Source organism: Streptomyces smyrnaeus (genome assembly GCF_017676345.1).
Classification (GTDB): domain Bacteria; phylum Actinomycetota; class Actinomycetes; order Streptomycetales; family Streptomycetaceae; genus Streptomyces; species Streptomyces smyrnaeus.
The window spans coordinates 120,803-146,091 of record NZ_JAFFZM010000016.1 but is presented as its reverse complement, the minus strand read 5'-3'; the positions used below and the strand labels follow the sequence as shown (position 1 = coordinate 146,091).

The 25,289-nt window shown below is 70.0% G+C and carries 21 protein-coding genes; 18 read left to right on the top strand and 3 right to left on the bottom strand.

The genetic code is table 11. From position 1 onward, the window contains the following. Positions 1-361 precede the first annotated feature (361 nt). The 15 genes from JW613_RS24995 (at position 362) to JW613_RS24925 (ending at position 17,257) form a co-directional block, all read left to right on the top strand. Complete coding sequence (locus tag JW613_RS24995) at positions 362-721, top strand: NADH-quinone oxidoreductase subunit A (protein ID WP_019354165.1); 360 nt, start codon at positions 362-364, stop codon at positions 719-721. Between the two features lie 11 nt (positions 722-732). Continuing rightward, positions 733-1,287 carry a NuoB/complex I 20 kDa subunit family protein gene (locus tag JW613_RS24990; protein WP_099883410.1) on the top strand — a complete coding sequence of 185 codons (555 nt, stop codon included), beginning with the start codon at positions 733-735 and terminating at the stop codon, positions 1,285-1,287. After that, positions 1,284-2,051, top strand: coding sequence for an NADH-quinone oxidoreductase subunit C (locus tag JW613_RS24985; RefSeq protein WP_209213161.1), 768 nt, complete (start codon positions 1,284-1,286; stop codon positions 2,049-2,051). Before JW613_RS24990 ends, JW613_RS24985 begins: the two co-directional genes overlap by 4 nt. Next, positions 2,051-3,379, top strand: coding sequence for an NADH-quinone oxidoreductase subunit D (locus JW613_RS24980; protein ID WP_099883412.1), 1,329 nt, complete (start codon positions 2,051-2,053; stop codon positions 3,377-3,379). The genes JW613_RS24985 and JW613_RS24980 overlap by 1 nt, the downstream gene beginning before the upstream one ends. Further along, positions 3,376-4,110: an NADH-quinone oxidoreductase subunit NuoE gene (gene nuoE, locus JW613_RS24975; RefSeq protein WP_209213160.1), complete on the top strand. Its 735-nt coding sequence runs from the start codon at positions 3,376-3,378 to the stop codon at positions 4,108-4,110. Before JW613_RS24980 ends, nuoE begins: the two co-directional genes overlap by 4 nt. After that, positions 4,107-5,504, top strand: coding sequence for an NADH-quinone oxidoreductase subunit NuoF (gene nuoF, locus JW613_RS24970; RefSeq protein WP_372447998.1), 1,398 nt, complete (start codon positions 4,107-4,109; stop codon positions 5,502-5,504). The genes nuoE and nuoF overlap by 4 nt, the downstream gene beginning before the upstream one ends. Beyond that, the gene (locus tag JW613_RS24965; protein ID WP_209213159.1) at positions 5,501-8,011 is read left to right on the top strand and encodes an NADH-quinone oxidoreductase subunit G; all 2,511 of its coding nucleotides are present in this window, start codon (positions 5,501-5,503) and stop codon (positions 8,009-8,011) included. Before nuoF ends, JW613_RS24965 begins: the two co-directional genes overlap by 4 nt. Further along, complete coding sequence (nuoH, locus tag JW613_RS24960) at positions 8,008-9,444, top strand: NADH-quinone oxidoreductase subunit NuoH (RefSeq protein ID WP_209213158.1); 1,437 nt, start codon at positions 8,008-8,010, stop codon at positions 9,442-9,444. Before JW613_RS24965 ends, nuoH begins: the two co-directional genes overlap by 4 nt. A gap of 37 nt (positions 9,445-9,481) precedes the next feature. Next, positions 9,482-10,108 carry an NADH-quinone oxidoreductase subunit NuoI gene (nuoI, locus tag JW613_RS24955; RefSeq protein ID WP_221506749.1) on the top strand — a complete coding sequence of 209 codons (627 nt, stop codon included), beginning with the start codon at positions 9,482-9,484 and terminating at the stop codon, positions 10,106-10,108. A gap of 17 nt (positions 10,109-10,125) precedes the next feature. After that, positions 10,126-11,055, top strand: a complete 930-nt coding sequence (locus JW613_RS24950) for an NADH-quinone oxidoreductase subunit J (protein ID WP_209213223.1) — start codon at positions 10,126-10,128, stop codon at positions 11,053-11,055. Then, entirely contained in the window at positions 11,052-11,351 is a 300-nt protein-coding gene (gene nuoK, locus JW613_RS24945; RefSeq protein ID WP_019354175.1) for an NADH-quinone oxidoreductase subunit NuoK, read from the top strand. The genes JW613_RS24950 and nuoK overlap by 4 nt, the downstream gene beginning before the upstream one ends. A gap of 13 nt (positions 11,352-11,364) precedes the next feature. After that, positions 11,365-13,311, top strand: coding sequence for an NADH-quinone oxidoreductase subunit L (nuoL, locus tag JW613_RS24940; RefSeq protein ID WP_209213157.1), 1,947 nt, complete (start codon positions 11,365-11,367; stop codon positions 13,309-13,311). Between the two features lie 3 nt (positions 13,312-13,314). Continuing rightward, a complete protein-coding gene (locus tag JW613_RS24935) occupies positions 13,315-15,021 on the top strand; it encodes an NADH-quinone oxidoreductase subunit M (RefSeq protein WP_209213156.1) in 1,707 nt (568 codons plus the stop codon). 5 nt (positions 15,022-15,026) lie between these two features. Continuing rightward, complete coding sequence (gene nuoN, locus JW613_RS24930; protein ID WP_209213222.1) at positions 15,027-16,706, top strand: NADH-quinone oxidoreductase subunit NuoN; 1,680 nt, start codon at positions 15,027-15,029, stop codon at positions 16,704-16,706. Positions 16,707-16,873: 167 nt separating this feature from the next. After that, on the top strand, positions 16,874-17,257 hold the full coding sequence (locus tag JW613_RS24925) for a cupin domain-containing protein (protein ID WP_099883419.1): 384 nt from the start codon (positions 16,874-16,876) through the stop codon (positions 17,255-17,257). A gap of 97 nt (positions 17,258-17,354) precedes the next feature. Here JW613_RS24925 and JW613_RS24920 read toward each other — a convergent pair whose 3' ends face one another. Continuing rightward, positions 17,355-17,921, bottom strand: coding sequence for a hypothetical protein (locus JW613_RS24920; RefSeq protein WP_209213155.1), 567 nt, complete (start codon positions 17,919-17,921; stop codon positions 17,355-17,357). A 101-nt stretch (positions 17,922-18,022) separates the two neighbouring features. Further along, a complete protein-coding gene (locus JW613_RS24915) occupies positions 18,023-18,574 on the bottom strand; it encodes a hypothetical protein (RefSeq protein WP_209213154.1) in 552 nt (183 codons plus the stop codon). 194 nt (positions 18,575-18,768) lie between these two features. Between JW613_RS24915 and recQ the strand changes: the two genes are divergently transcribed. After that, on the top strand, positions 18,769-20,658 hold the full coding sequence (recQ, locus tag JW613_RS24910) for a DNA helicase RecQ (RefSeq protein WP_209213153.1): 1,890 nt from the start codon (positions 18,769-18,771) through the stop codon (positions 20,656-20,658). A gap of 244 nt (positions 20,659-20,902) precedes the next feature. On the opposite strand, the gene fahA is transcribed toward recQ, so the two are convergent. Further along, complete coding sequence (fahA, locus tag JW613_RS24905) at positions 20,903-22,108, bottom strand: fumarylacetoacetase (protein WP_209213152.1); 1,206 nt, start codon at positions 22,106-22,108, stop codon at positions 20,903-20,905. A 438-nt stretch (positions 22,109-22,546) separates the two neighbouring features. Here fahA and JW613_RS24900 point away from each other — a divergent pair, with 438 nt between their 5' ends. Continuing rightward, a complete protein-coding gene (locus JW613_RS24900; RefSeq protein ID WP_209213151.1) occupies positions 22,547-23,560 on the top strand; it encodes a polyprenyl synthetase family protein in 1,014 nt (337 codons plus the stop codon). A gap of 461 nt (positions 23,561-24,021) precedes the next feature. Continuing rightward, the gene (locus tag JW613_RS24895) at positions 24,022-25,287 is read left to right on the top strand and encodes a LolA family protein (RefSeq protein WP_209213150.1); all 1,266 of its coding nucleotides are present in this window, start codon (positions 24,022-24,024) and stop codon (positions 25,285-25,287) included. Positions 25,288-25,289 lie beyond the last annotated feature (2 nt).

Here is a 25,289-nt window from a genome sequence, read left to right as displayed (position 1 = left end):
GCCAGTGGTTCGCGCATAGCAGGTGAAACCGTCCAGCGCGAATTTGCCTGTGCAGTCACATGCTTGGTACAGCGACCCGCCTCCGACGGGTGTGAGCACGCCTGGATGTCACTTCTGGTGATCATCTCGGGGCTTTGCGTGTGAAGATTTCCGCTCATCGGATCGGATGATTGGCCGTCAGGTGGTGGAGATCACAAACCAGTTGGTGCCCCCCGTGTCGCAGATCACAGAGGGGCGGGCTTAAGATGCCTGCGAACAGGGCTTGTGAACTGCCTCACATAGGAGCGATCTTCGTGGGGGTGCACAGCGGCCCAGCGGTCTGCCGGCAGTCAGAGTCGACGCCTGGAAGGAGACGGGAGCGGTGAACGTCTACACACCAATCCTCGTACTGGGAGCGATCGCGGCCGCGTTCACGGTCTTCTCCGTGGTCGTGGCCTCGATCGTCGGCCCCAAGCGCTACAACCGGGCAAAGCTGGAGGCGTACGAGTGCGGCATCGAGCCGACGCCGCAGCCGGCCGGAGGCGGCCGCTTCCCGGTGAAGTACTACCTGACGGCGATGCTCTTCATCATCTTCGACATCGAAATCGTCTTCCTCTACCCGTGGGCCGTCCATTTCGACTCACTCGGGATGTTCGGGCTCGTCGAAATGCTGGTCTTCGTCGCCCTCATCGGTATCGCGTACGCCTACGACTGGCGGCGCGGCGGCCTGGAATGGGACTAGGGGCATAAGCAATGGGACTTGAAGAGAAGCTGCCGAGCGGGTTTCTGCTCACCACGGTCGAAAAGATGGCCGGTGCGGCACGTAAATCATCCATGTTCCCGGCGACGTTCGGGCTCGCCTGCTGCGCCATCGAGATGATGACCACCGGCGCCGGCCGATACGACCTCGCCCGGTTCGGCATGGAGGTCTTCCGCGGCTCGCCGCGCCAGGCCGACCTGATGATCGTGGCGGGCCGGGTCAGCCAGAAGATGGCGCCGGTGCTGCGGCAGGTGTACGACCAGATGCCGAACCCCAAATGGGTCATCTCCATGGGCGTGTGCGCCTCGTCCGGCGGCATGTTCAACAACTACGCCATCGTCCAGGGCGTCGACCACATCGTTCCCGTCGACATCTATCTGCCCGGCTGCCCCCCGCGTCCTGAAATGTTGCTCGATTCCATTCTCAAGCTGCACGAGAAGATTCTGAATTCAAAGCTCGGCGTCAACCAGAAGGAAGCGGCCCGCGAGGCGGAGGAGGCGGCCCTGAAGGCCGTACCGACGATCGAGATGAAGGGGCTGCTTCGATGAACAACGGAAACCCTCCCAAGGAGCCCGACCGCCCCAAGGGCCCCAACGAGAACGACCCCACCCAGCGGGGTGAGGAGTCCCTGCCCGTACCGCAGGGGGACCCGGGCGAGGTCATCGACGTCCGCCGCGGCATGTTCGGCGCCCGCAACGGCGGTGACACCTCCGGCTACGGCGGGCTGGTGCGCACCGTACGGCTGCCCGGCGCCACGCCCCGGCCGTACGGGGGATGGTTCGACGAGGTCGCCGACGAGCTGGAAGGCGCCCTGGAGGAGCAGGGGCTGGACCCCGAGCAGGTCATCGAGCGGACGGTGGTGGACCGGGGCGAGCTGACCTTCCACATCGCCCGCGAGCACCTGCCCCGCACCGCCCGCATCCTGCGCGACGACCCCGCGCTGCGCTTCGAGCTGTGCACCGGGGTCAGCGGTGTCCACTACCCGGGTGACCAGGGCCGCGAGCTGCACGCCGTCTACCACCTGCGCTCGATCACCCACAACCGGCTGATCCGCATGGAGGTCAGCGCGCCCGACGCGGACCCGCACGTGCCCTCGATCGTCGACATCTATCCGACGAACGACTGGCACGAGCGCGAGACGTACGACTTCTTCGGGCTGATCTTCGACGGTCACCCCGCCTTGACGCGGATCATAATGCCGGACGACTGGCAGGGCTTTCCGCAGCGCAAGGACTATCCGCTCGGCGGTATTCCCGTCGAGTACAAGGGCGCCCAGATTCCCGCTCCTGACCAGCGGAGGTCGTACACCTGATGTCCACAACCCACGCACCCGCAGGCATTCGGGAGACCACCGAAGGCACCGTCTACGACGTCACCGGAGGGGACTGGGACGAGCTGGCCGCGCACGCCGCCAAGAGCGACGACGAGCGGATCATCGTCAACATGGGCCCCCAGCACCCCTCCACGCACGGGGTGCTCCGGCTGATCCTGGAGATCGACGGCGAGACGGTCACCGAGGCCCGCTGCGGCATCGGCTACCTGCACACCGGCATCGAGAAGAACCTCGAGTACCGGACCTGGACCCAGGGCACCACGTTCGTCACGCGCATGGACTATCTGACGCCGTTCTTCAACGAGACGGCGTACTGCCTGGGCGTGGAGCGGCTGCTGGGCATCGAGGACGAGGTGCCCGACCGCGCCAACGTCATCCGTGTCCTGCTGATGGAGCTCAACCGGCTCTCCTCGCACCTGGTGGCCATCGCCACCGGAGGTATGGAGCTCGGCGCCACCACGGTCATGATCTTCGGCTTCCGCGACCGCGAACTGGTCCTGGACCTGTTCGAGCTGATCACCGGGCTGCGGATGAACCACGCCTACATCCGCCCCGGCGGGCTCTCCCAGGACATTCCGCCCGGGACCGTGGACGCGCTGCGCGAGTTCATCAAGAAGATGCGCAAGAACCTGCCGGAGTACGACGCGCTCGCCACCGGCAACCCGGTCTTCAAGGCCCGGCTGCAGGACATCGGCTACCTCGACCTGGCCGGATGCATGGCGCTGGGCGCCACCGGTCCGATCCTGCGCTCGGCCGGGCTGCCGCACGACCTGCGCAAGGCACAGCCCTACTGCGGCTACGACACCTACGACTTCGACGTCCCCACCGTCGACACCTGCGACTCCTACGGGCGCTTCCTGGTGCGGCTGGAGGAGATGCGCCAGTCGCTGCGGATCATCGAGCAGTGCGTGGACCGGCTGGAGCCGGGCCCGGTCATGGTCGAGGACAAGAAGATCGCCTGGCCCGCGCAGCTCGCCCTCGGCCCCGACGGGCTCGGCAACTCCCTCGACCACATCAAGAACATCATGGGCACCTCCATGGAGGCGCTGATCCACCACTTCAAGCTGGTGACCGAGGGATTCCGGGTCCCGCCGGGCGAGGCGTACGCGGCCGTCGAGTCACCCAAGGGCGAACTGGGTGTGCACGTCGTCAGTGACGGCGGCACCCGCCCCTACCGGGTGCACTTCCGCGACCCCTCCTTCACCAATCTGCAATCAATGGCGGCGATGTGCGAGGGCGGCCAGGTCGCGGACGTCATCGTCGCCGTCGCGTCCATCGACCCCGTGATGGGAGGCGTCGACCGGTGACAAGCGTCGAGATGGGCATTCCCGAGATGCCCGCGCCCGACTACCCCGCCGAGGTACGGGAGCGGCTGGAGGCGGACGCCAGGGAGATCATCGCCCGCTATCCGGACAGCCGCTCGGCGCTGCTGCCGATGCTGCACCTGGTGCAGTCCGAGGAAGGGCACGTCACCCGCACGGGGCAACGATTCTGCGCCGAGCTGCTGGAGCTGACCACGGCCGAGGTCAACGCCGTCGCGACGTTCTACTCCATGTACCGCCGCAAGGCGTCCGGCGACTACCAGGTCGGGGTCTGCACCAACACCCTGTGCGCCGTCATGGGCGGTGACGCCATCTACGCGTCGCTGCGCGAACACCTGGGGGTGGGCGACGGGGAGACCACCGAGGACGGCAAGGTCACTCTCGAACACGTCGAGTGCAACGCGGCCTGCGACTTCGCGCCGGTCGTGATGGTCAACTGGGAGTTCTTCGACAACCAGACTCCCGACAGCGCCCGCGCCCTCGTCGACGACCTGCGCGCCGGCCGCGAGGTCGCCCCCACCCGCGGCGCCCCGCTGTGCACCTTCAAGGAGACCGCTCGGGTGCTCGCGGGCTTCCCCGACGAGCGGGCCGGTGCGGTGGAAGCGTCCGGCAGCGCCGGTCACGCTTCGCTCGCCGGGCTGCGGATGGCCAAGGGAGAGAGCGCCCCTGGCGTCGTCGCCCCGCGCGGAGCGGCAACCGACGAGGAGGGGAAGTGACGACGGTGACACACGACGGCGGGCAGGACGAGACCTCTGCGCACCCGGCCGGCGGCGAGGCGGACCCGCAGAAGCTGCTGACCCCCGTGCTGTCCGCGCACTGGGACGAGTCGGACTCCTACACCCTGGCCGGCTACCGGCGGCACGGCGGCTACCGGGCGCTGCGCAAGGCGCTGGCCATGGACCCCGACGACCTGATCGCCTACGTCAAGGAAGCGGGTCTGCGCGGTCGCGGCGGCGCCGGGTTCCCCACCGGGATGAAGTGGCAGTTCATTCCGCAGGGTGACGGCAAACCGCACTATCTCGTCGTCAACGCCGACGAGTCGGAACCGGGCACCTGCAAGGACATCCCGCTCCTGTTCGCCAACCCGCACTCGCTGATCGAGGGCATCGTCATCGCCTGCCATGCGATCCGCTCCCACCACGCCTTCATCTATCTGCGCGGCGAGGTCGTGCCCGTGCTGCGCCGCCTCCACCTTGCCGTGCGCGAGGCGTACGAGGCCGGCTACCTCGGCCCGGACGCGCTCGGACCCGGCAAGGGCCTGGAACTCACCGTGCACGCGGGCGCCGGCGCCTACATCTGCGGTGAGGAGACCGCGCTCCTCGACTCGCTCGAAGGCCGCCGCGGACAGCCCCGGCTGCGCCCACCCTTTCCGGCCGTCGCCGGTCTGTACGCGTGCCCCACAGTCGTCAACAACGTCGAATCCATCGCCTCGGTTCCCGCCCTCGTCGACAAGGGCAAGGACTGGTTCCGCTCCATGGGCAGCGAGAAGTCCCCCGGCTTCACGCTCTACTCCCTCAGCGGCCATGTGGCGCGCCCCGGCCAGTACGAGGCGCCGCTGGGCATCACCCTGCGCCAGCTGCTGGACATGAGCGGCGGTATGCGACCAGGCCACCGGCTGAAGTTCTGGACACCCGGCGGCTCCTCCACGCCGCTGCTCACCGACGAGCATCTGGATGTGCCCCTCGACTACGAGGGCGTCGGCAACGCCGGCTCCATGCTCGGCACCAAGGCGCTCCAGTGCTTCGACGAGACCACCTGCGTGGTGCGGGCCGTCACCCGCTGGACCGAGTTCTACGCACACGAGTCCTGCGGCAAGTGCACCCCCTGCCGGGAGGGCACCTACTGGCTCGTCCAGCTGCTCCGCGACATCGAGGCGGGCAAGGCGGGACACGCCGATCTGGACAAGATCGCCGACATCGCCGACAACATCAACGGCAAGTCCTTCTGCGCCCTCGGTGACGGCGCCGCCTCCCCGATCTTCTCCTCGCTGCAGTACTTCCGCGACGAGTACGAAGCCCACCTCGCGGGCCGCGGCTGCCCCTTCGACCCCGAGAAGTCCACCGCGTGGGCCGATGGCCCCAGCTCCGCTCACCTGGAGGTGAACGCGTGACCGTCACCACTGCTGGCACCTCCCAAGGGGGAGGGGAGGTCGCCCCGCCCCCCGAGGACCTCGTGTCGCTGACCATCGACGGCGCCCAGATCTCCGTCCCCAAGGGCACGCTGGTCATCCGCGCCGCCGAACAGCTCGGCATCGAGATCCCCCGCTTCTGCGACCACCCCCTGCTCGATCCGGCGGGTGCCTGCCGGCAGTGCATCGTGGAGGTGGAGGGCCAGCGCAAGCCGATGGCGTCCTGCACCATCCAGTGCACCGACGGCATGGTCGTCAAGACGCATCTGACCTCTCCGGTCGCGAGCAAGGCACAGCGCGGTGTGATGGAGCTGCTGCTCATCAACCACCCGCTGGACTGCCCCGTCTGCGACAAGGGCGGCGAGTGCCCGCTGCAGAACCAGGCGATGTCCCACGGCAACGCCGACTCCCGGTTCGAGGGCAAGAAGCGCACCTTCGAAAAGCCCGTCGCCGTCTCCACCCAGGTGCTGCTGGACCGCGAACGCTGCGTGCTGTGCGCACGCTGCACCCGCTTCTCCAACCAGATCGCGGGCGACCCGATGATCGAGCTGCTGGAGCGGGGCGCGCTCCAGCAGGTCGGCACCGGCGAGGACCAGCCCTTCCAGTCGTACTTCTCCGGGAACACCATCCAGATCTGCCCGGTCGGTGCGCTCACCTCGGCCGCCTACCGGTTCCGCTCCCGCCCCTTCGACCTGGTCTCCTCGCCCGGCGTGTGCGAACACTGCGCGGGCGGCTGCGCGGTGCGCCACGACCACCGGCGCGGCAAGGTCATGCGGCGGCTGGCCGAGAACGACCCCGAGGTCAACGAGGAGTGGCTGTGCGACAAGGGCCGCTTCGCGTTCCGCTACGCGCAGCGCCCCGACCGGCTGCACACCCCGCTGGTCCGCGGCGCGGACGGCCGACTGGCGCCCGCCAGCTGGCCCGAGGCGCTGGAGGCCGCCGCACGCGGACTCGCCCCGGCGCGCGGCCGGGCCGGAGTGCTGACCGGCGGCCGGGTCACCGTCGAGGACGCCTACGCGTACGCCAAGTTCGCCCGCGTGGCGCTGCGCACCAACGACATCGACTTCCGCGCCCGGCCGCACTCGGCCGAGGAGGCCGACTTCCTCACCTCCCAGGTCGCGGGCCACGGCCGCGACCTGGACGCCTCCGGGGTCACCTACACGGCACTGGAGGCCGCGCCCGCCGTACTGCTGGCCGGGCTGGAGGCCGAGGAGGAGGCGCCCGGCGTCTTCCTGCGGCTGCGCAAGGCCTGGCGCAAGCACCAGCAGCGCACCTTCGCGCTGGCGAGCCACGCCACCCGCGGCCTGGAGAAGGCGGGCGGCACCCTGCTGCCGACCGTGCCCGGCACCGAGACCGAGTGGCTGGACGCGCTCGCGGGCGGTGTGGGGCTGGACGAGTTGGGCGCCACGGCAGCCGAGGCGCTGCGCGGCGAGGGCTCGCTGATCCTGGTCGGTGAGCGGCTGGCCACCGTGCCGGGCGCGCTGACCGCGGCCGTGAGGACCGCTGCCGCCACCGGCGCCACGCTGGTGTGGGTGCCGCGCCGCGCGGGTGAGCGCGGCGCCCTGGAGGCCGGCTGCCTGCCGGGGCTGCTGCCCGGGGCCCGGTCGGTCGACAACGCCGAGGCGCGTGCGGAGGTCGCCCGCGCCTGGGGGGTCGCCGAACTCCCCACGCAGCCGGGGCGCGACACCTCGCAGATCATCGAGGCCGCCGCCGAAGGAGAGCTGTCCGCGCTGCTCGTCGGCGGGGTCGGCGTCGAGGACCTGCCGGATCCGGCTCGCGCCCGGCAGGCGCTGGAGGCCGTCGACTTCCTGGTCAGCCTGGAGCTGCGGCCCGGCGCGGTGACCGAGCTGGCCGACGTGGTCCTTCCCATCTCCGCCGCTGTGGAGAAGTCCGGCACCTTCCTCAACTGGGAGGGCAGGGTGCGGCAGTTCGAGGCCGCGCTCAAGCCCGACCAGATGACACGCCGCCACACCCAACCCGACACCCGGGTCCTGCACATGCTCGCGGACGCGCTCGATGTCCACCTCGGGCTGCCGGACGTACGCACGGTGCGCGGCGAGATCGACCGGCTCGGCCCCGGCCGGGACGGCACCCTCACGAGTGCGGCCGTCCCCGCGGCACGCACCGCGCCGCAGCCGAAGGCGGGCGAGGCCGTGCTCTCCGGACACCGGCTGCTGCTCGACCAGGGCCGGCTCCAGGAGGGCGACGAGGCGCTGGCCGGCACCCGGCACGCCGCCCTCGCCCGGATGTCGGCCGCGACCGCCGACGAGGTCGGCGTCAAGGACGGCGATGTGCTGGCCGTCCAGGGGCCGCGCGGCCAGGTGCGGCTGCCGCTGCAGGTGACAGCGATGCCCGACCGCGTCGTATGGCTGCCGCTCAACTCGGTCGGCTCCGGCGTACCGGCCGATCTGGGCGCGCTGCCCGGCGACGTGGTGCGCGTCGCACCGGCCGCCGCCGCGCCCGAAACCACGCAGGAGGTGGGTGCATGAGCGCCACGACGCTGAGCGCGCGGACGCTGGGCTCCGGAACGCGGAGCCTGGCGGCCGAGGACCTGTCGATGTTCGGCACGGACCCCTTCTGGCTGGTCGCGTTGAAGGCGGTCTTCTGCTTCGCGTTCCTGATGGTGACGGTGCTGCTCTCGATCGTCTTCGAGCGGAAGATCGTCGGCTGGATGCAGCTGCGCGTCGGGCCCAACCGGCACGGCCCCTGGGGCATGCTCCAGTCGCTCGCCGACGGTGTGAAGCTGATGCTCAAGGAGGACATCACCGTCAAGGGCAGCGACAGACTGGTCTATCTGCTCGCTCCGATCGTCGGTGCCGTGCCCGCCTTCATGGCCATCGCGGTCATCCCGTTCGGACCCGCGGGCAACGAGGTCTCGATCTTCGGGCACCGTACGGCGATGCAGCTGACGGACATGCCCGTCGCCGTCCTCTACATCCTGGCCACCTCCTCCATCGCCGCCTACGGCGTGGTGCTGGCCGGCTGGTCCTCCGGCTCCACCTATCCGCTGCTGGGCGGGGTGCGGGCCACCGCGCAGATCGTCAGCTACGAGATCGCGATGGGGCTCAGCTTCGCCGCGGTCTTCCTCTACTCCGGCTCCATGTCCACCTCGACCATCGTCGGTGAGCAGGCGGACGGCTGGTTCGCCTATCTGCTGCCGGTCTCCTTCCTGATCTATCTGGTCTCCATGGTCGGCGAGGCGCACCGCGCGCCCTTCGACATGCCGGAGTCCGAAGGCGATCTGGTCGCGGGCTTCCAGACCGAGTACAGCTCGATCAAGTTCGCGATGTTCATGCTGACCGAGTACATCCATGTGGTGACGGTCTCCGCGCTCGCCGTCACCCTCTTCCTGGGCGGTTGGCGTGCCCCGGCACCGATCTCCACCTGGTGGGAGGGCGCCAACCACGGCTGGTGGCCGATGCTGTGGTTCGTCGCCAAGCTCGCGGTGATCATCTTCTTCTTCATCTGGATCCGCGGCACGCTGCCCCGCACCCGCTACGACCAGTTCATGAAGCTGGGCTGGAAGGTGCTCATCCCCATCGCGCTGGTGTGGCTGATGCTCGTGGCCACCGTCCGCGCCATGCGCAACGAGGGCTGGGACTACAGCGAGGTCGTCTACTGGGTGGCGGGTACCGCCCTGGTGCTGCTGCTGATCACCTTCGTCGTGGACTTCTTCCGCGGGGGCGAGGAGGAAGAGGAGGAACAGCAGCAGGGCGGACAGGCAGGCCCGCAACAGCCGTTCGATCCGATGGCGGGCGGCTACCCCGTACCGCCCCTGCCCGGGCAGACGCTGCCACCGGTGCCGCGGCGGCCCTCGCGTGCCGACCGGGACCGCGAGCGCGAGCCCGTCGGCGCCCAGGCGGGCGGATCGACCACCGCTACAGACGGAACCACCGAGAGCAAGGGGGCTGACGGTGCCTGAGAACCCCGTGGCCGGCTTCGGCGTGACCTTCAAGGACATGTTCAAGAAGCGGCTGACCGAGCAGTACCCCGAGTACAAGAAGCCGACAGCGCCCCGCTTCCACGGCCGCCACCAGCTCAACCGGCATCCGGACGGGCTGGAGAAATGCGTCGGCTGCGAGCTGTGCGCCTGGGCCTGCCCCGCCGACGCGATCTATGTCGAGGGGGCGGACAACACCGAGGAGGAGCGCTACTCGCCCGGCGAGCGCTACGGCCGCGTCTACCAGATCAACTATCTGCGCTGCATCCTGTGCGGCCTGTGCGTCGAGGCGTGCCCCACCCGGGCACTGACCATGACGAACGAGTACGAACTGGCCGACGACAGCCGCGAGTCCCTCATCTACACCAAGGAGGAGCTGCTCGCCGGCCTGGAGGACGGCATGGTCGACTCGCCGCACGCCATCTACCCGGGGATGACGGAGAAGGACTACTACCAGGGCCTGGTCACCGAGGCGGCGCCCGGCACGGTGCGGCAGACACCCACCGACACCGGGGCGCCGCAGAAGTCGGCGGACACCTTCGGCGTCGACGAACCGGCCGCCGCGGGGGACGCCACCTTCGACGCGGCGCCGTCGGGGCGTATGACGCACGGGGTCGTGACCAGCAGCGGGGAGGGCGAACGATGACCGACCTCGCCGTTCCGATGACCGATCTCGCGGCCACCGCCACCTCCACCGGCGAGGCCCTGCAGTTCTGGGTGCTGGGCACCGTCGCCGTGCTGGGCGGACTGGGCACCGTACTGATGCGCCGGGCCGTGCACAGCGCGCTGTGCCTGGCCGGAACCATGATCATCCTGGCGCTGTTCTATCTCGCCAACGGCGCCTACTTCCTGGGCGTCGTCCAGATCGTCGTCTACACCGGCGCGGTCATGATGCTGTTCCTGTTCGTGCTGATGCTCGTCGGCGTCAGCGCGGCCGACTCCCTCAAGGAGACCCTCAAGGGCCAGCGCTGGATGGCGGCCGGCTGCGGGCTCGGGCTCGGCATCCTGCTGATCGCCGGCATCGGCCAGGTCTCGGTGGGCAGCTTCAACGGACTGGCGGCGGCCAACGCCCAGGGCAACGTCCCGGCGCTCGCCTCGCTGCTGTTCACCAAGTACGTGGTCGCCTTTGAGGTCGTCGGCGCGCTGCTGACCGTCGCGGCGGTCGGCGCCACGCTGCTCACCCACCGCGAGCGCGTCGAGAAGATCAAGTCCCAGCGCGAGCAGGCCATCGAGCGGGTACGCGCCGGCAAGCAGCTGCCGCCGCTGCCCGCGCCCGGTGTCTACGCCCGCCACAACGCGGTCGACCGCCCCGCGCTGCTGCCCGACGGTTCACCCGCCGAGCTCAGCGTCAACCCCACCCTGCGCAAGCGCGGCCAGATCCGCGAGGTCAACGCCGAACAGCTGGCCCAGCTCGCCGCGATCGAGCAGCGCACCGCCGAATACCACGGCCGGTCCACCTACCCCGGCCCGAAGGACCCCGGCGAACGCGCCCTCGAACGCGACGCGGCGGCGGAGCGGTCGCAGGAGGGGACGCCGGACGACGAGGAGACGACCACCGGGCGCGGGACCGAGCGCGAGGAGGCCGCCAAGTGAGCCCGATCAACTACGTCTATCTGGCAGCGCTGCTGTTCACCATCGGCGCCGCCGGCGTCCTGATCCGGCGCAACGCCATCGTGGTGTTCATGTGCATCGAGCTGATGTTGAACGCCGCCAACCTCACGCTGGTCGCCTTCTCCCGGATGCACGGCAACCTCGACGGCCAGATCATGGCGTTCTTCGTCATGGTCGTCGCCGCCGCCGAGGTCGTGGTGGGTCTGGCGATCATCGTCATGCTCTACCGCGCCCGCCACTCGGCCTCGGTCGACGACGCCAGCCTCATGAAGCTGTAAGGGGTACGAACCAGTGGAGTCAATGATCGGACTGCTCGTCGGGGTGCCCCTGTTGGGTGCCGCCGTGCTGTTGTGCGGGGGGCGGCGCCTGGACCGTTCGGGGCACTGGCTGGGCACACTGCTGGCCGCGGCCTCCTTCGCGATCGGCGCGGTGCTGTTCTTCTCCATGCTGGGGGAGGACGCCGAGCACCGGGCCATGCACAGCAAGCTGTTCTCCTGGGTGCCGGTGGAGGGCTTCCAGGCCGATGTGGCCTTCCAGCTCGACCAGTTGTCGATGACGTTCGTCCTGCTGATCACCGGTGTGGGCACGCTCATCCACCTCTACTCGGTCGGCTACATGGAGCACGACCCGGGGCGGCGGCGCTTCTTCGGCTATCTCAACCTGTTCCTGGCGGCGATGCTGCTGCTCGTCCTCGCCGACAACTACCTGCTGCTGTACGTCGGCTGGGAGGGCGTGGGTCTCGCCTCGTATCTGCTGATCGGGTTCTGGCAGCACAAGCCGACCGCGGCCACCGCGGCGAAGAAGGCGTTCCTGGTCAACCGGGTCGGTGACGCGGGCCTGGCCATCGCCATCTTCTTGATGTTCACCACCTTCGGCACCTTCGCCTTCGCGCCCGTCCTCTCCTCCGCCGGCGAGGCGAGCGAGGGCAAGCTGACGGCGATCGGGCTGATGCTGCTGCTGGCGGCGTGCGGCAAGTCGGCGCAGGTGCCGCTGCAGTCCTGGCTCGGTGACGCGATGGAGGGTCCGACCCCGGTCTCCGCCCTCATCCACGCGGCGACGATGGTGACCGCGGGCGTCTACCTGATCACCCGCTCCGGTGCCGTCTTCAACGGCGCTCCGGACGCCCAACTGGTGGTGGTCGTCGTCGGCGCGGTCACGCTGCTGTTCGGTGCGCTCGTCGGTTGTGCGAAGGACGACATCAAGAAGGCCCTGGCGGGCTCGACCATGTCGCAGATCGGCTACATGATCCTGGCGGCGGGGCTGGGCCCGATCGGTTACGCCTTCGCCATCATGCACCTGGTCACCCACGGCTTCTTCAAGGCCGGGCTCTTCCTCGGCGCCGGTTCGGTGATGCACGGCATGAACGACGAGGTCGACATGCGGCGCTACGGCGGGCTGCGGAAGTACATGCCCGTCACCTTCGTCACGTTCGGGCTGGGCTATCTGGCCATCATCGGGTTCCCGGGTCTGTCCGGGTTCTTCTCCAAGGACCAGATCATCGAGGCCGCCTTCGCCAAGGGCGGCACCGAGGGCTGGATCCTGGGCGCGGTCACCCTGCTGGGCGCGGCGATCACCGCGTACTACATGACGCGGGTGATGCTGATGACCTTCTTCGGCGAGGAGCGCTGGCGCAAGGCGGCCACCCCCTCCCCGGACCGGCCGGATGTGGAGCCCGCAGCCGAGACGCGGGGCGAGCACGCCGAACCCCACCCGCACGAGTCCCCGAAGATCATGACGATCCCGATGATCGTGCTGGCCTTCGGTTCCGTCTTCGCGGGCGGCCTGTTCAAGGCCGGGGAGTCCTTCGTGAACTGGCTGGAGCCGGTGACCGCGTTCGAGCACGGGCACTCCCCGGTCTCGGCCGCCACGGTGACCACGGCGACGGTCGTGGCGCTGGTCATCGGGGTGGGCGCCGCCTGGTTCCAGTACGGGCGCAAGCCGGTGCCGGCCGTGGCCCCGCGCGGCAATCTGCTCACCCGCGCCGCCCGCCGCGATCTGCTGCAGGACGACTTCAACCATGTGGTGCTGGTCAGCGGCGGTACACATCTGACCCGCAGCCTGGTCTACGTCGACCACAAGGTCGTCGACGGCGCCGTCAACGGCACGGCCGCCACCTTCGGGGGTCTGTCCGGACGGCTGCGGCGGCTCCAGAACGGTTTCGCCCGCTCGTACGCGGTCTCGATGTTCGGCGGCGCGGCAGTGCTGATCGCCGCGACCCTGCTGATGAGGGCGGTCTGAGTTATGTCATTTCCCTTGCTGACGGTCACGGCAGCGCTGCCCGCCGTCGGGGCCGTTGCCACTGCCGCCGTCCCGGCGGCCAAGCGCACCGCCGCCAAGTGGCTGGCGCTGGTGTTCTCGCTGGCCACGCTGGTGCTGGCCGCCGTGGTGCTGGTCCGCTTCGACCCGGACGGCGCCCGCTACCAGCTGACCGAATCGCACGCCTGGATCTCCGACTTCGGGGTCCGCTACGAGTTGGGCGTCGACGGGATCGGCGCGGCGCTGATGGCGTTGACGGCGCTGCTGATCCCGTTCGTCATCGGCGCCGGCTGGCACGACGCCGACCCCGACCCTTCCCCAAGCTCTTCGAGCAGGGGAGACCCCAATGTCCGCGGCTCCGCCGCCGTGGACACCAGCCGCTGGCGGCCCACCCAGGGGTTCTTCGCGCTGATCCTCGCCGTCGAGGCGATGGTGCTGGTCTCCTTCGCCGCCACCGACGTCTTCCTCTTCTACATCTTCTTCGAGGCCATGCTCATCCCGATGTACTTCCTCATCGGCGGCTTCGGAGACCGGGCGCACGCGGCCGGTGAGGAGGAGGGCGCCAAGCAGCGGTCGTACGCCGCGGTGAAGTTCCTGCTCTACAACCTGGCCGGCGGGCTGATCATGCTGGCGGCCGTCATCGGGCTGTTCGTCGTCAGCTCGGACAGCCTGGGCGAGGGGACCTTCTCGCTGCCCGAGCTGCTCAGGGCGCGGGCCGACGGTGAGCTGACCATGTCGACCAGCACCGAGCGGCTGCTGTTCCTCGGCTTCTTCGTCGCCTTCGCCATCAAGGCTCCGCTGTGGCCGCTGCACACCTGGCTGCCCAACGCGATGGGGGAGGCGACGGCACCGATCGCGGTGCTCATCACGGCGGTCGTCGACAAGGTCGGCACCTTCGCGATGCTCCGCTTCTGCCTGGGCCTGTTCCCGAACGCCAGCGAGTGGGCCACTCCCGTGGTGCTCGGCCTGGCGCTGGTGAGCGTGTTGTACGGGGCGCTGCTCGCGGTCGGCCAGCGGGACATCAAGCGGCTGGTGGCGTACGCCTCCATCTCGCACTTCGGCTTCATCATCCTGGGCATCTTCGCGATGACCAGCCAGGGCCAGGGCGGCGCGACGCTCTACATGGTCTTCCACGGCATCTCGACCGCCGCTTTGATGCTGGTCGCCGGCTTCCTCATCTCCCGCCGCGGCTCGCGCCTGATCGCCGACTACGGGGGAGTGCAGAAGGTCGCCCCGGTGCTGGCGGGCACCTTCCTGGTAGGCGGCCTGGCGACGCTCTCGCTGCCCGGACTCGCCCCGTTCGTCAGCGAGTTCCTGGTGCTGGTGGGCACCTACAGCCGCTATCCGGTGGTCGGGATCATCGCCACCGCGGGCATCATCCTCGCCGCGCTGTATGTGCTGGTGCTCTACCAGCGCACGATGACGGGCCCGGTGCGCAAGCCGGAGATCGAGCGGATGCCCGACCTGAAGGTGCGGGAGCTGGCCGTGGTGGCGCCGCTGGTCGCGCTGCTGGTCCTCCTCGGCGTCTTCCCCAAGCCGCTCAGCGAGATCGTGAACCCCGCGGTGGAGCACACCCTCTCGGATGTACAGAAGAAGGACCCCAAGCCGCAGCATCCCGTCGCCGACCACGCTGATCCCTCGGCGTGGTTCGACTACAAGCCGGCTGGACACGGCGGAGGTGACCACGAGTGACCGGTATGACAGACGTGGCGTCGACGGGAGGCGGGCCGGGAGCATCCGGTATCCCCAGCCTGTGGACAGTCGCGGCCGAGGCGGGCGACAAGCTCCAGGCCCCCAGCATCGAGTACGGCAAGCTGTCCCCGGTGTTGATCGTCCTCGGTGCCGCCGCGCTCGGCGTCCTCATCGACGCCTTCGCACCGCGCAAGGTCCGCTACAGCGCCCAGCTGTTCGTCACACTGGCGGGGCTGGCCGCCGCGTTCGCCGCCGTCATCGGCCTGGCGGCGAGCGGAGTGGGCACCACCAAGGCGCAGATCGCCGGGATGGGCGCGCTCGCCATCGACGGGCCGACGCTCTTCCTGCAGGGCACCCTGCTGCTGGTGGGCATCGTGGGCGCCTTCACCTTCGCCGAGCGCAGGCTGGAGCCGGCCGCGAACGGCAGCCGGGTGGACTCCTTCGCCGCGCAGCCGGCCGCGGTGCCCGGCGGTGAGGGCGAGCAGCAGGCCGTCAAGGCGGGTTGGACGACCACCGAAGTGTTCCCGCTGCTGATGTTCGCGGTCGGCGGCATGCTGCTCTTCCCGGCCGCCAACGATCTGCTGACCCTCTTCATCGCGCTGGAGGTCTTCTCCCTTCCGCTGTATCTGCTGTGCGCGCTGGCCCGGCGCAGGCGGCTGCTGTCCCAGGAGGCGGCGGTCAAGTACTTCCTGCTGGGCGCGTTCTCCTCGGCGTTCCTGCTGTTCGGCACCGCGCTGCTGTACGGCTACGCCGGGACCGTCAACTACTCGGCCATCGCCCGCGTCGTCTCCGGTGCCGACGCCACCAGCGACCCGGTGCTGGCCGACACGACGGGCAACGACGCGCTGCTGCTGATCGGCGGCGCGCTGGTGGTGATGGGGCTGCTGTTCAAGGTCGGCGCCGTCCCCTTCCACATGTGGACCCCGGACGTGTACCAGGGCGCGCCCACGCCGGTCACCGGCTTCATGGCGGCGGCCACCAAGGTGGCGGCCTTCGGCGCGCTGCTGCGGCTGCTGTACGTGGTGCTGCCGGGGCTGCGCTGGGACTGGCGCCCGGTGATGTGGGGAGTGGCGATCCTGACGATGCTCGGGGGCGCCGTGGTGGCCATCACCCAGACGGACATCAAGCGGCTGCTGGCCTACTCCTCCATCGCGCACGCGGGCTTCCTGCTGGCGGGTGTCATCGCCACCTCCGAGGACGGCATCTCCTCGGTGCTGTTCTATCTGGGCGCCTACTCGTTCGTGACGCTGGGTGCCTTCGCGGTGGTCACACTGGTGCGGGACGCGGGGGGCGAGGCGACGCATCTGTCCAAGTGGGCGGGGCTGGGGCGGCGTTCGCCGCTACTGGCTGCCGTGTTCGCTGTCTTCTTGCTGGCATTCGCGGGTATCCCTCTAACGTCCGGTTTCGCGGGGAAGTTCGCGGTGTTCAAGGCGGCGGCCGAGGGCGGAGCGGGTGCGCTGGTCGTGGTCGGCGTGATCGCCTCGGCCATCGCGGCCTTCTTCTATCTGCGGGTCATCGTCCTGATGTTCTTCAGCGAGCCGCAGGCCGACGGGCCGAGTGTGGCCGTGCCGAGCGTCATGACGACCTCGGCCATCGCGCTCGGCGTGGTGGTCACGGTCGTGCTCGGTGTGGCGCCGCAGTACTTCCTGGATCTGGCAGGGCAAGCGGGGGTGTTCGTACGGTGACGAAGACGGTGACCATGCAACGGCCCCGGCCGGCCCGCCGTTCCGCGTCGTAGATGTCGGTCGCAATGCTCATCGGGAGGCCGCCAGAGACCCACGACCGGGCCTCTGGCGGCCTCTTGTGAGGTACCGGTGACAACAAGTGCGCTGAAACGGTAGGAATTCAAGGCATGGGTTGTGTGATTCTCCGCCGTGAGAACGGCGGTTACGAGGGGAAGCAAGGCGGGATCTTCACCGAGGGGGTCTCGGCCGAGTCGGTGGGTGCCAAGGGGCTGTGCCTGCACGTCCTGCACATCCCGGCGAACTCCCGGGGCGAGCCCCATCTGCACGCGGGACACGAGTCGGCCATATACGTGGTCAGCGGGGCGCACGAGATCTGGCACGGGGAGGACCTCTCGAACCGCGACACCCTCCACCCGGGTGACATGGTCTACGTCCCCGCGAACATGCCGCACATGCCGGTCACCGGCGAGGAGCCCGTCACCGTCGTGGTGGCGCGCACCGACCCCCGCGAACAGGAGTCGGTGCATCTGCTCTCGCCGCGCGACCCCTGAAGAGGCGGGCCCGCGGCGCGGCGTCCGCGGGCCCGGGGCTCCCGCCGCGTGAACCCGGCAGGCCCGGGGCGCGGCGCGATGCGTCACGCCCCGGGGCTCAGTTGCCGGGGTACTCCCGGACCTTGCCGGGCTCCTCGGTGATCTTCTTCAGCTTGTCCGGGAGGTCGGGCACCTCTCCCAGGTCGCCGGGGTCCGTGGGCAGCTTCGCCGGGGCCTTGGCCACCTTGGTGTAGGTGTCGGTCGCGCCGCCGTTCCAGGAGACCTGCAACGACTTGGCCGTCACCTTCTCGACCGTGCCGTTGGTGCGGTCCTCACCGGTGCCGCCGGGGCACTTGAGCACGAGCGACTTGTCGCTGCCCGAGTCCATGACCCGGCCGTTGCACATCTTCTTCTCCCGCAGCAGAGAAGCGGCGTCGCCGACGACGGTCAGTGTCAGCTTTCCGCCGTCCGCCTGCGTCGACCATACGCCGGGCAGCTCCGCCTTGCCGGCGGGCCGCTCGCTGGGAGTCGGGGTGGGCTCGGCGGACTTGTCCTGCTCCGCCTCGGCCTTCTTGTCCTTCTTGCCGTCGTCCTTGCCGTCGTCGCTGCTGCCGCAGCCGCTCACCAGGAGCGCGATCGCCGCCGCCGCGGCCATTGCCCCCGTCATCCGCGCTGACGTGCGCACTTCCCCTCCTCGATCGTCGTGCCCTGGTGATGATTTCCGCAGGGTCACGACAACCTAGCAGGGGAGTGTTGCGGGCCGGTCCCGGCCCGATGGCGGGACGGTCAGAAGGGGTCCTCGGCGGAGGGGAAGTCGGAGGGCGGCTCGGGGGCGTCGGGCAGGTTCGACTTCATCCGCTGCATCTTCAGCGTGCGGCCGTTGCTCCACGAGACGGTCATGTTCTTCCCGGAGGCGCTCTTGACGACGCCGTGGGTGTAGCCCTTCTTGCCCTCGGTGCAGCTGAGGTCGAAGGTCTTGCCGCTCAGCGTGCCTTTGCAACGCGCGGGCATGATCATGGACACGCGCTTGTCCTCGGTGACGTCGAAGACGACGGAGTCGCCCTCGACCATGGGGTGCGTGGTCCAGGACCCGGTCAGCGCGGCCGGATCGACGGAGCCCCCGCTCCCGCCGGAGCCGCCGCTGTCCTCGCCGGCGGGAGGTCCGTCGCCGCCGGGCTCGTCGTCCGGGTCGGGCCGCTTGTCGCCGGGGTCGTGAACCTCGACGCCGCTCCCGCCCGGGCTACCGCTGTTCCCGTCGTCGTCACTGCCGCAGCCGCCCACCAGCAGCGCGATCGCCGCCGCGGCGACCACCCCCGGAATCCGCGCTGACGTGCGCACGTACATCCCCCTCCGTCACTCTCTCGGCCCCCGCTGTATCGATCGACAGGGCCACGTCAAGCTAGCAGAGGAAGGGGCGATATACGGGACGTACAGGGGTGAATCGGGCGCAAGTTGGCGCTGAGTGCGAAGTGAGGCGGGGCCGTCCACAGGTCCGGCCACCGATGTCGTCGGCGCCGCCTAAGGTGGCGGGCATGCTTCAGGAGAGTGCCGAGGGGTCAGGCGGGGCGTCCGAGACGGCGACGCTGCGCGTACTGCGCAGGGTCTTCGGTTACGACGCGTTCCGCGGGCAGCAGGAAGCCGCCATCGAACACGTCACAAGCGGCGGTGACGCGGTCGTACTGATGCCGACCGGCGGCGGCAAGTCCCTCTGCTACCAGATCCCGGCACTGGTCAGACCGGGTACGGGCGTCGTGATCTCCCCCCTCATCGCCCTGATGCAGGACCAGGTGGACGCGCTGCGGGCGCTGGGCGTACGCGCCGGGTTCATCAACTCCACGCTCGACTTCGACCAGCGCCGGGTGGTGGAGGCCGAGTTCCTGGCGGGTGAGCTCGACCTGCTCTACCTCGCCCCCGAGCGGCTCCGGCTGGAGGCGACGACGGCACTCCTGGAGCGCGGCAAGGTGTCGGTCTTCGCCATCGACGAGGCGCACTGTGTCGCTCAATGGGGTCACGACTTCCGGCCCGACTACCTGAACCTGTCGATGCTCGGTGAGCGCTGGCCCGACGTGCCGCGCATCGCGCTGACCGCCACCGCCACCCGCGCCACCCACCAGGAGATCGTCCAGCGACTCGGACTGGAAGGGGCGCGGGACTTCGTCGCCAGCTTCGACCGGCCCAACATCCAGTACCGCATCGTGCCCAAGCGCGACCCGAAGAAGCAGCTGCTGCGCTTCCTCAAGGAGGAGCACCAGGGCGACGCGGGCATCGTCTACTGCCTGTCGCGGAACGCGGTCGAGCGCACCGCCGAGTTCCTGTGCGCCCAGGGCATCGAGGCGGTGCCGTACCACGCGGGCCTGGACGCGGGCACGCGTGCCGCGCACCAGTCGCGCTTCCTGCGCGAGGAGGGCCTGGTCGTGGTGGCCACCATCGCCTTCGGCATGGGCATCGACAAGCCGGACGTGCGCTTCGTCGCCCACCTGGACCTGCCCAAGTCCGTCGAGGGCTACTACCAGGAGACCGGCCGCGCCGGGCGCGACGGCCTGCCGTCGACCGCCTGGCTCGCCTACGGCCTCCAGGACGTCGTCCAGCAACGCAAGCTGATCGAGAGCGGCGAGGGCGACCCGGCCTTCCAGCGCCGGGCCCGGATGCATCTGGACGCGATGCTCTCGCTGTGCGAGACGGTGCGCTGCCGGCGCGGGCAGCTGCTCGCCTACTTCGGCCAGGAGCCGCAGGAGGGCGCCGCCGAGACCTCGTGCGGCAACTGCGACACCTGTATGACCCCGCCCGAGTCCTGGGACGGCACGGTCCCCGCGCAAAAGGTGCTCTCCACCGTCGTACGGCTCAAGCGGGAGCGCGGCCAGAAGTTCGGCTCCGGCCAGCTCGTGGACATCCTGCTGGGCCGCAAGACCGCCAAGGTCATCCAGTTCGACCACGACGCGCTGTCGGTCTTCGGGATCGGCACCGAACTGGGCGAGGCCGAATGGCGCAGCGTCATCCGCCAGTTGATCGCCCAGGGACTGCTGGAGATCGAGGGCGAGCACGGCACCCTGGTCCTCACCGAGACGAGCGGCACGGTGCTGCGCGGCGAGCGTGAGGTGCCGCTGCGCAAGGACCCGGCGCCGGTGAAGGCGCCCCGCCCGGCCGCCGCCGCGGGCTCCGGCGCGCGGGGCGGCGGGAAGGGCGCCGCCCCGGTGGACCTCCCCGAGGAGGCCCGGCCGCTCTTCGAGGCCCTGCGGGCCTGGCGTACCGAGCAGGCGCGGGAACAGGGCGTCCCGCCGTACATCGTCTTCCACGACGCCACGCTCCGCGAGATTGCCGTCCGGCGGCCCAGCACCCTTGAGGAGCTGGGCACCGTCCCAGGCGTGGGCGAGAAGAAGCTGGCGACGTATGGGGAGGGGGTGCTGGCCGCCCTCGCGGCGTGAGCCCCTCTCGGGGGCTGCGCTTGCCCACCCTGCTCCCCCAGACTCCTCCCCCAGCCTCCGGCCGGGCGGTGCCCCCAGGGAGGTACCCCCAGGGCGCAGACTGCCCAAGCTTGCGGGGTGCAATTCAGGGGCGCGGGGAACTGCGCGACCAGCCACAGCCGGGCGGCAGCCCGCGGACGACGGGCAGGAGCACCCCCTTTCCCGGCAGCAACGGGAGGGGGTGCCCCAGCGGCGCGGCCCTCACTTACGCGCTCGGCTCCACCCGCCCCCGCACCTCGCCCAGCCCGATCCGGCCCCCGCCAGGGCCCGGCGCCCAGGCGGTGAGGACGACCTCGTCGCCGTCTTCGAGGAAAGCCCGCTCGCCCTCGGGGAGGGCGAGCGGTTCGCGTCCGCCCCAGGTCAGCTCCAGCAGGGAGCCGCGCTGCTTGTGCTCCGGCCCGCTCACGGTGCCGGACGCGTACAGGTCACCCGTACGCAGCGAAGCACCGTTCACCGTCATGTGCGCCAGCTGCTGCGCCGCCGTCCAGTACATCGTGGCGAACGGCGGCTCCGCGATGACGTGCCCGTTCAGCTCCACCGTGATCCGCAGGTCGTACCCGCCCGGCTCGATCCCCTCCGCCGAGTCGTCCAGGTAGGGCAGCAGCGGGAAGTCCCGCTCCGGGGGCGGCACCCGGGCGGCGTCCAGGGCGTCCAGCGGGGTGATCCACGGCGAGACGGAGGTGGCGAACGACTTGCCCAGGAAGGGGCCGAGCGGCACGTACTCCCACGCCTGGAGATCCCGTGCCGACCAGTCGTTCAGCAGCGTCACTCCGAAGACGTGGTCGCGGAAACCGGTCAGCCCGACCGGGCTGCCCAGCTCGCTCGGGGCGCCGACGACGAAGCCGACCTCCGCCTCGATGTCCAGCCGCCGGGAGGGGCCGAAGACGGGCACCGACTCGTTCGGGGGCTTGCGCTGGCCCTGCGGGCGCACCACCGGGGTACCGGAGACGACGACGGTTCCCGCGCGCCCGTGGTAACCGATAGGCAGATGCTTCCAGTTGGGGGTGAGGGCTTCCCCGTCGGGGCGGAAGATCCGGCCGACGTTGGTGGCGTGGTGCTCGCTGGCGTAGAAGTCGACGTAGTCGGCGACCTCGAAGGGGAGGTGGAGCCGCAGGTCGGACAGTGGCAGCAGATGGCGCGCCGTGGTCGCGCGGTGCGTGTCGTCGGTCAGCCAGTCGCGCAGCTCGCTGCGCACCTCCTGCCAGACCGGCCGGCCGGCGGCCAGCAGGGGACTGAGCGAGGGCGCTCGCAGCACGTCGGCGTGGGGGGAGCCGAACGCGGCGGCGGCCGCGCCCAGGTCGAGCACGTCGTCGCCGAACCGGACACCGAGCCGGCGGTGGCCGGGCTGGTCCGGGGTGCTGAAGAGGCCGTACGGAAGGTTGTCCGGGCCGAAAAGGGCACTGTCACTCATGAGGGTCAGGTTAAGTGCCGGGCCCCTGCCCTGGCCCTACCTCTTTCCACGAAAGATCGGCCTTCGCCGACGGAGAATCCACGGCGAGCGGTTCCGGTCGGAAGCGCGGGGTCCGGACGAAGGCTTCAGCGCAGAACGCGCCCAATGCGTGACTTGCCCTCTATCCGGTATATACCGGCATGGCACGCCAAGAGTGTTCTGCTGGGCGGGCGCCGACCGTGATCGTTATGTGACCGGTTACGCTGCCACAGGAGGGTGCACTCGACAGACGGGTGACATCCGGTCGAGAAGTCGCGAAGAGAAGCTCAAAGGACGCCAACAGCCGCAACCGAGACGCCGAGCAGACAGAGCCACACCGCAGGATCCGGCGCCGCCGATCGGCGCCTCACCACCCCCCGCTACCCGTTCGTTCCACGTACGCAGACAGGAGTACCCCTCGTGACCGTCGTCGGGCCCTTCGGGCTGAGCGTGCGGGACCAGGCTCTGGAAGCCGATGTCCTGGCCGGGTTGGCGGCCGTCGAGGAGGGCCTCATCGAGGCCACCAAGAGCGACGTGCCCTTCATAACGGAGGCGGCGCAGCACCTCGTACGGGCCGGTGGCAAACGGTTTCGGCCACTGCTGGTGATGCTGGGCGCCCAGTTCGGCGATCCGCACGCGCCCGGAGTCGTCCCGGCTGCCGTGGTCGTCGAACTGACCCACCTCGCCACCCTCTACCACGACGATGTCATGGACGAGGCCGATGTGCGGCGCGGGGTGCCCAGCGCCAACGCCAACTGGGACAACTCGGTTGCCGTCCTCACCGGCGACTTCCTCTTCTCCCGCGCCTCGCACATACTGGCCGACCTCGGACCGGAAGCCGTCCGCATCCAGGCCCAGGCGTTCGAACGGCTCGTCACCGGTCAGATCATGGAGACCGCGGGCCCCGCCGACGGCCACGACGCCATCGACCACTATCTGGATGTGATCGGGGGCAAGACCGGCTCGCTGATCGCCGTCGCCGGCCGCTTCGGCGCCATGATGTCCGGCGCCGACGAGCGGACCGTCTCGGTGCTCACCCAGTACGGCGAGCGCGTCGGTGTCGCCTTCCAGCTCGCCGACGACGTCCTCGACATCGCCAGCGACGAACACGAGTCCGGCAAGACTCCCGGCACCGACCTGCGGGAGGGCATCGCCACGCTGCCGGTGCTCTACCTGCGCGCCCGTGCGGCGAGCCCGGACGCCACCCGCGAGGACCGCGAACTGTGCGCCCTGCTCGACGGTGACCTCGCCGACGACGGACGGCTCGCCGAAGCGCTGTCCGCGCTGCGCGCCCACCCCGCGCTGGAGCAGGCCCGCCGTGCGACCGTCCGGTACGCCGACGAGGCCCGCGAGATGCTGGCGCCGCTGCCCGACAACGCGGCCAAGGCCGCACTGTCCGGGCTGTGCACGGCCGTGGTGGACCGGGCGGGCTGACGAGCGCGACCGCCGTCCGGCCGCTGGGCGACCGCCGTCCGGCCGCTGGGCGACCGCCGGGCCGAGGTCCTGCCGCGGGGCCGACGTCCTGTCCCCGCGTGCTCGTCGTACCTCCGCGCGCTCCCCGCACCTCCGCGCGTTCGGGCGCACTCCCGCCCTCTTCGCCTTCGTGCCGCGCCCCCGGACCGAATCGTGCGCGCGGGGCGAACTGCGGCGGGTCCGCCAGGAGATGGCTGGAAGGGCGCGTCCCCCATGCCGATCCGCGCCGTACCAACCCGGAGGCGGAGGGACAGTCATCCCGGGGGAGTAGCGCAATGTGCCTCCGTCGGCTGACGCGCCATAGCGGGGGATTTGATGCCATGGAAGCACCCACCCCACACCGATTCGGGTGAGAATGGCGGCAAGGGGTGGACGAGTGCGACCTTTGAAGCCGCCGCCGATCACGGAGGTAGGACAGACAGATGGCACAGATCCAACCGAGGAACCCTCGGCGCAAGGCGGTCCGGTACGGCGTACCGGTCGCTGTCGCCGGGGTCGCCGCCGCGACCGTCGGCCTGGTGCCCGCGCTCGCCAGCTCCGGCGATCCTGACCTGCCGAAGGTCACGGCCGAGGAGCTGGTCGCCAAGGTGGCCAAGTCCGATGTCGACCACATGTCCGGCACGGTCAAGGTGAGCACCGATCTCGGCCTGCCCTCCCTCCCGGGAGGTGGTGGCAGCGGTGGTGGGAGCGGCGGTTTCGGAGGCGGACCGCACGGCTCCGCCGGCTCCGAGGGCCAGGACGGCGACAAGGAGCAGCCGGACGCCTCTCCGGGCAAGAAGCTTGCCGAGCTGGCCTCCGGGGAGCACACGCTCCGCTTCGCCGCCGACGGTCCCGACAAGCAGCGCCTCTCGGTGATGGAGGACGCGGCCGAGTACAGCCTCGTCCACAACGGACGCGACCTGTGGGCGTACGACAGCGGCAGCAACACGGCCTGGCACGCCAAGGCCCCCGAGGGGGCCAAGGGCTCGCACGGCAAGTCGGCCGAGCGGTGGCACGGCAAGCCGGACGCGGTCACCCCGCAGGAGGCGGCGAAGCAGGCGCTCAAGGACGTCGACAAGTCCACGTCCGTGACGGTCGACGGCACCGCGAAGGTCGCCGGCCGCGACGCCTACCAGCTGGTCGTCAAGCCCAAGGGTGCTCCGCACTCCACCGTCGAGTCGGTCCGCATAGCGGTGGACGCGGACAAGGGTCTGCCGTTGCGCTTCACCCTCACCCCGAAGGAGGGGGACAAGCCGGCGATCGATGTCGCCTACACCAAGGTGGACTTCGGCAAGCCGGACGCGAGCAGCTTCGACTTCACCCCGCCCAAGGGCACCAAGGTCACCGAGGCCGAGTCCAAGCACGGCACCGGCGACAGCGGCGAACAGGGACCGAAGGGGCCGGCCGGGCTCTCCGGCTCGGGGCTGGAGGTCGTCAACAAGTCCGCGAGCGACTGGGGCAAGGTGGCCAGGCTCGACACCGGCATGCCCGGCGGACTCGGCGGCCAGAACCCGGGCGGCGGCGACGAGCGCTCCACGAAGCTGCTGGACAGCTTCACCGACGAGGTCAAGGGCGACTTCGGCACCGGACGGGTCTTCAGCACCCGTCTGGTCAACGCTCTGATGACCGACGACGGCAAGGTCTACGTCGGCGCCGTCACCAAGGACGGCCTGGTCAAGGCCGCCAACCAGGACCAGGCAGCCAAGTAGCA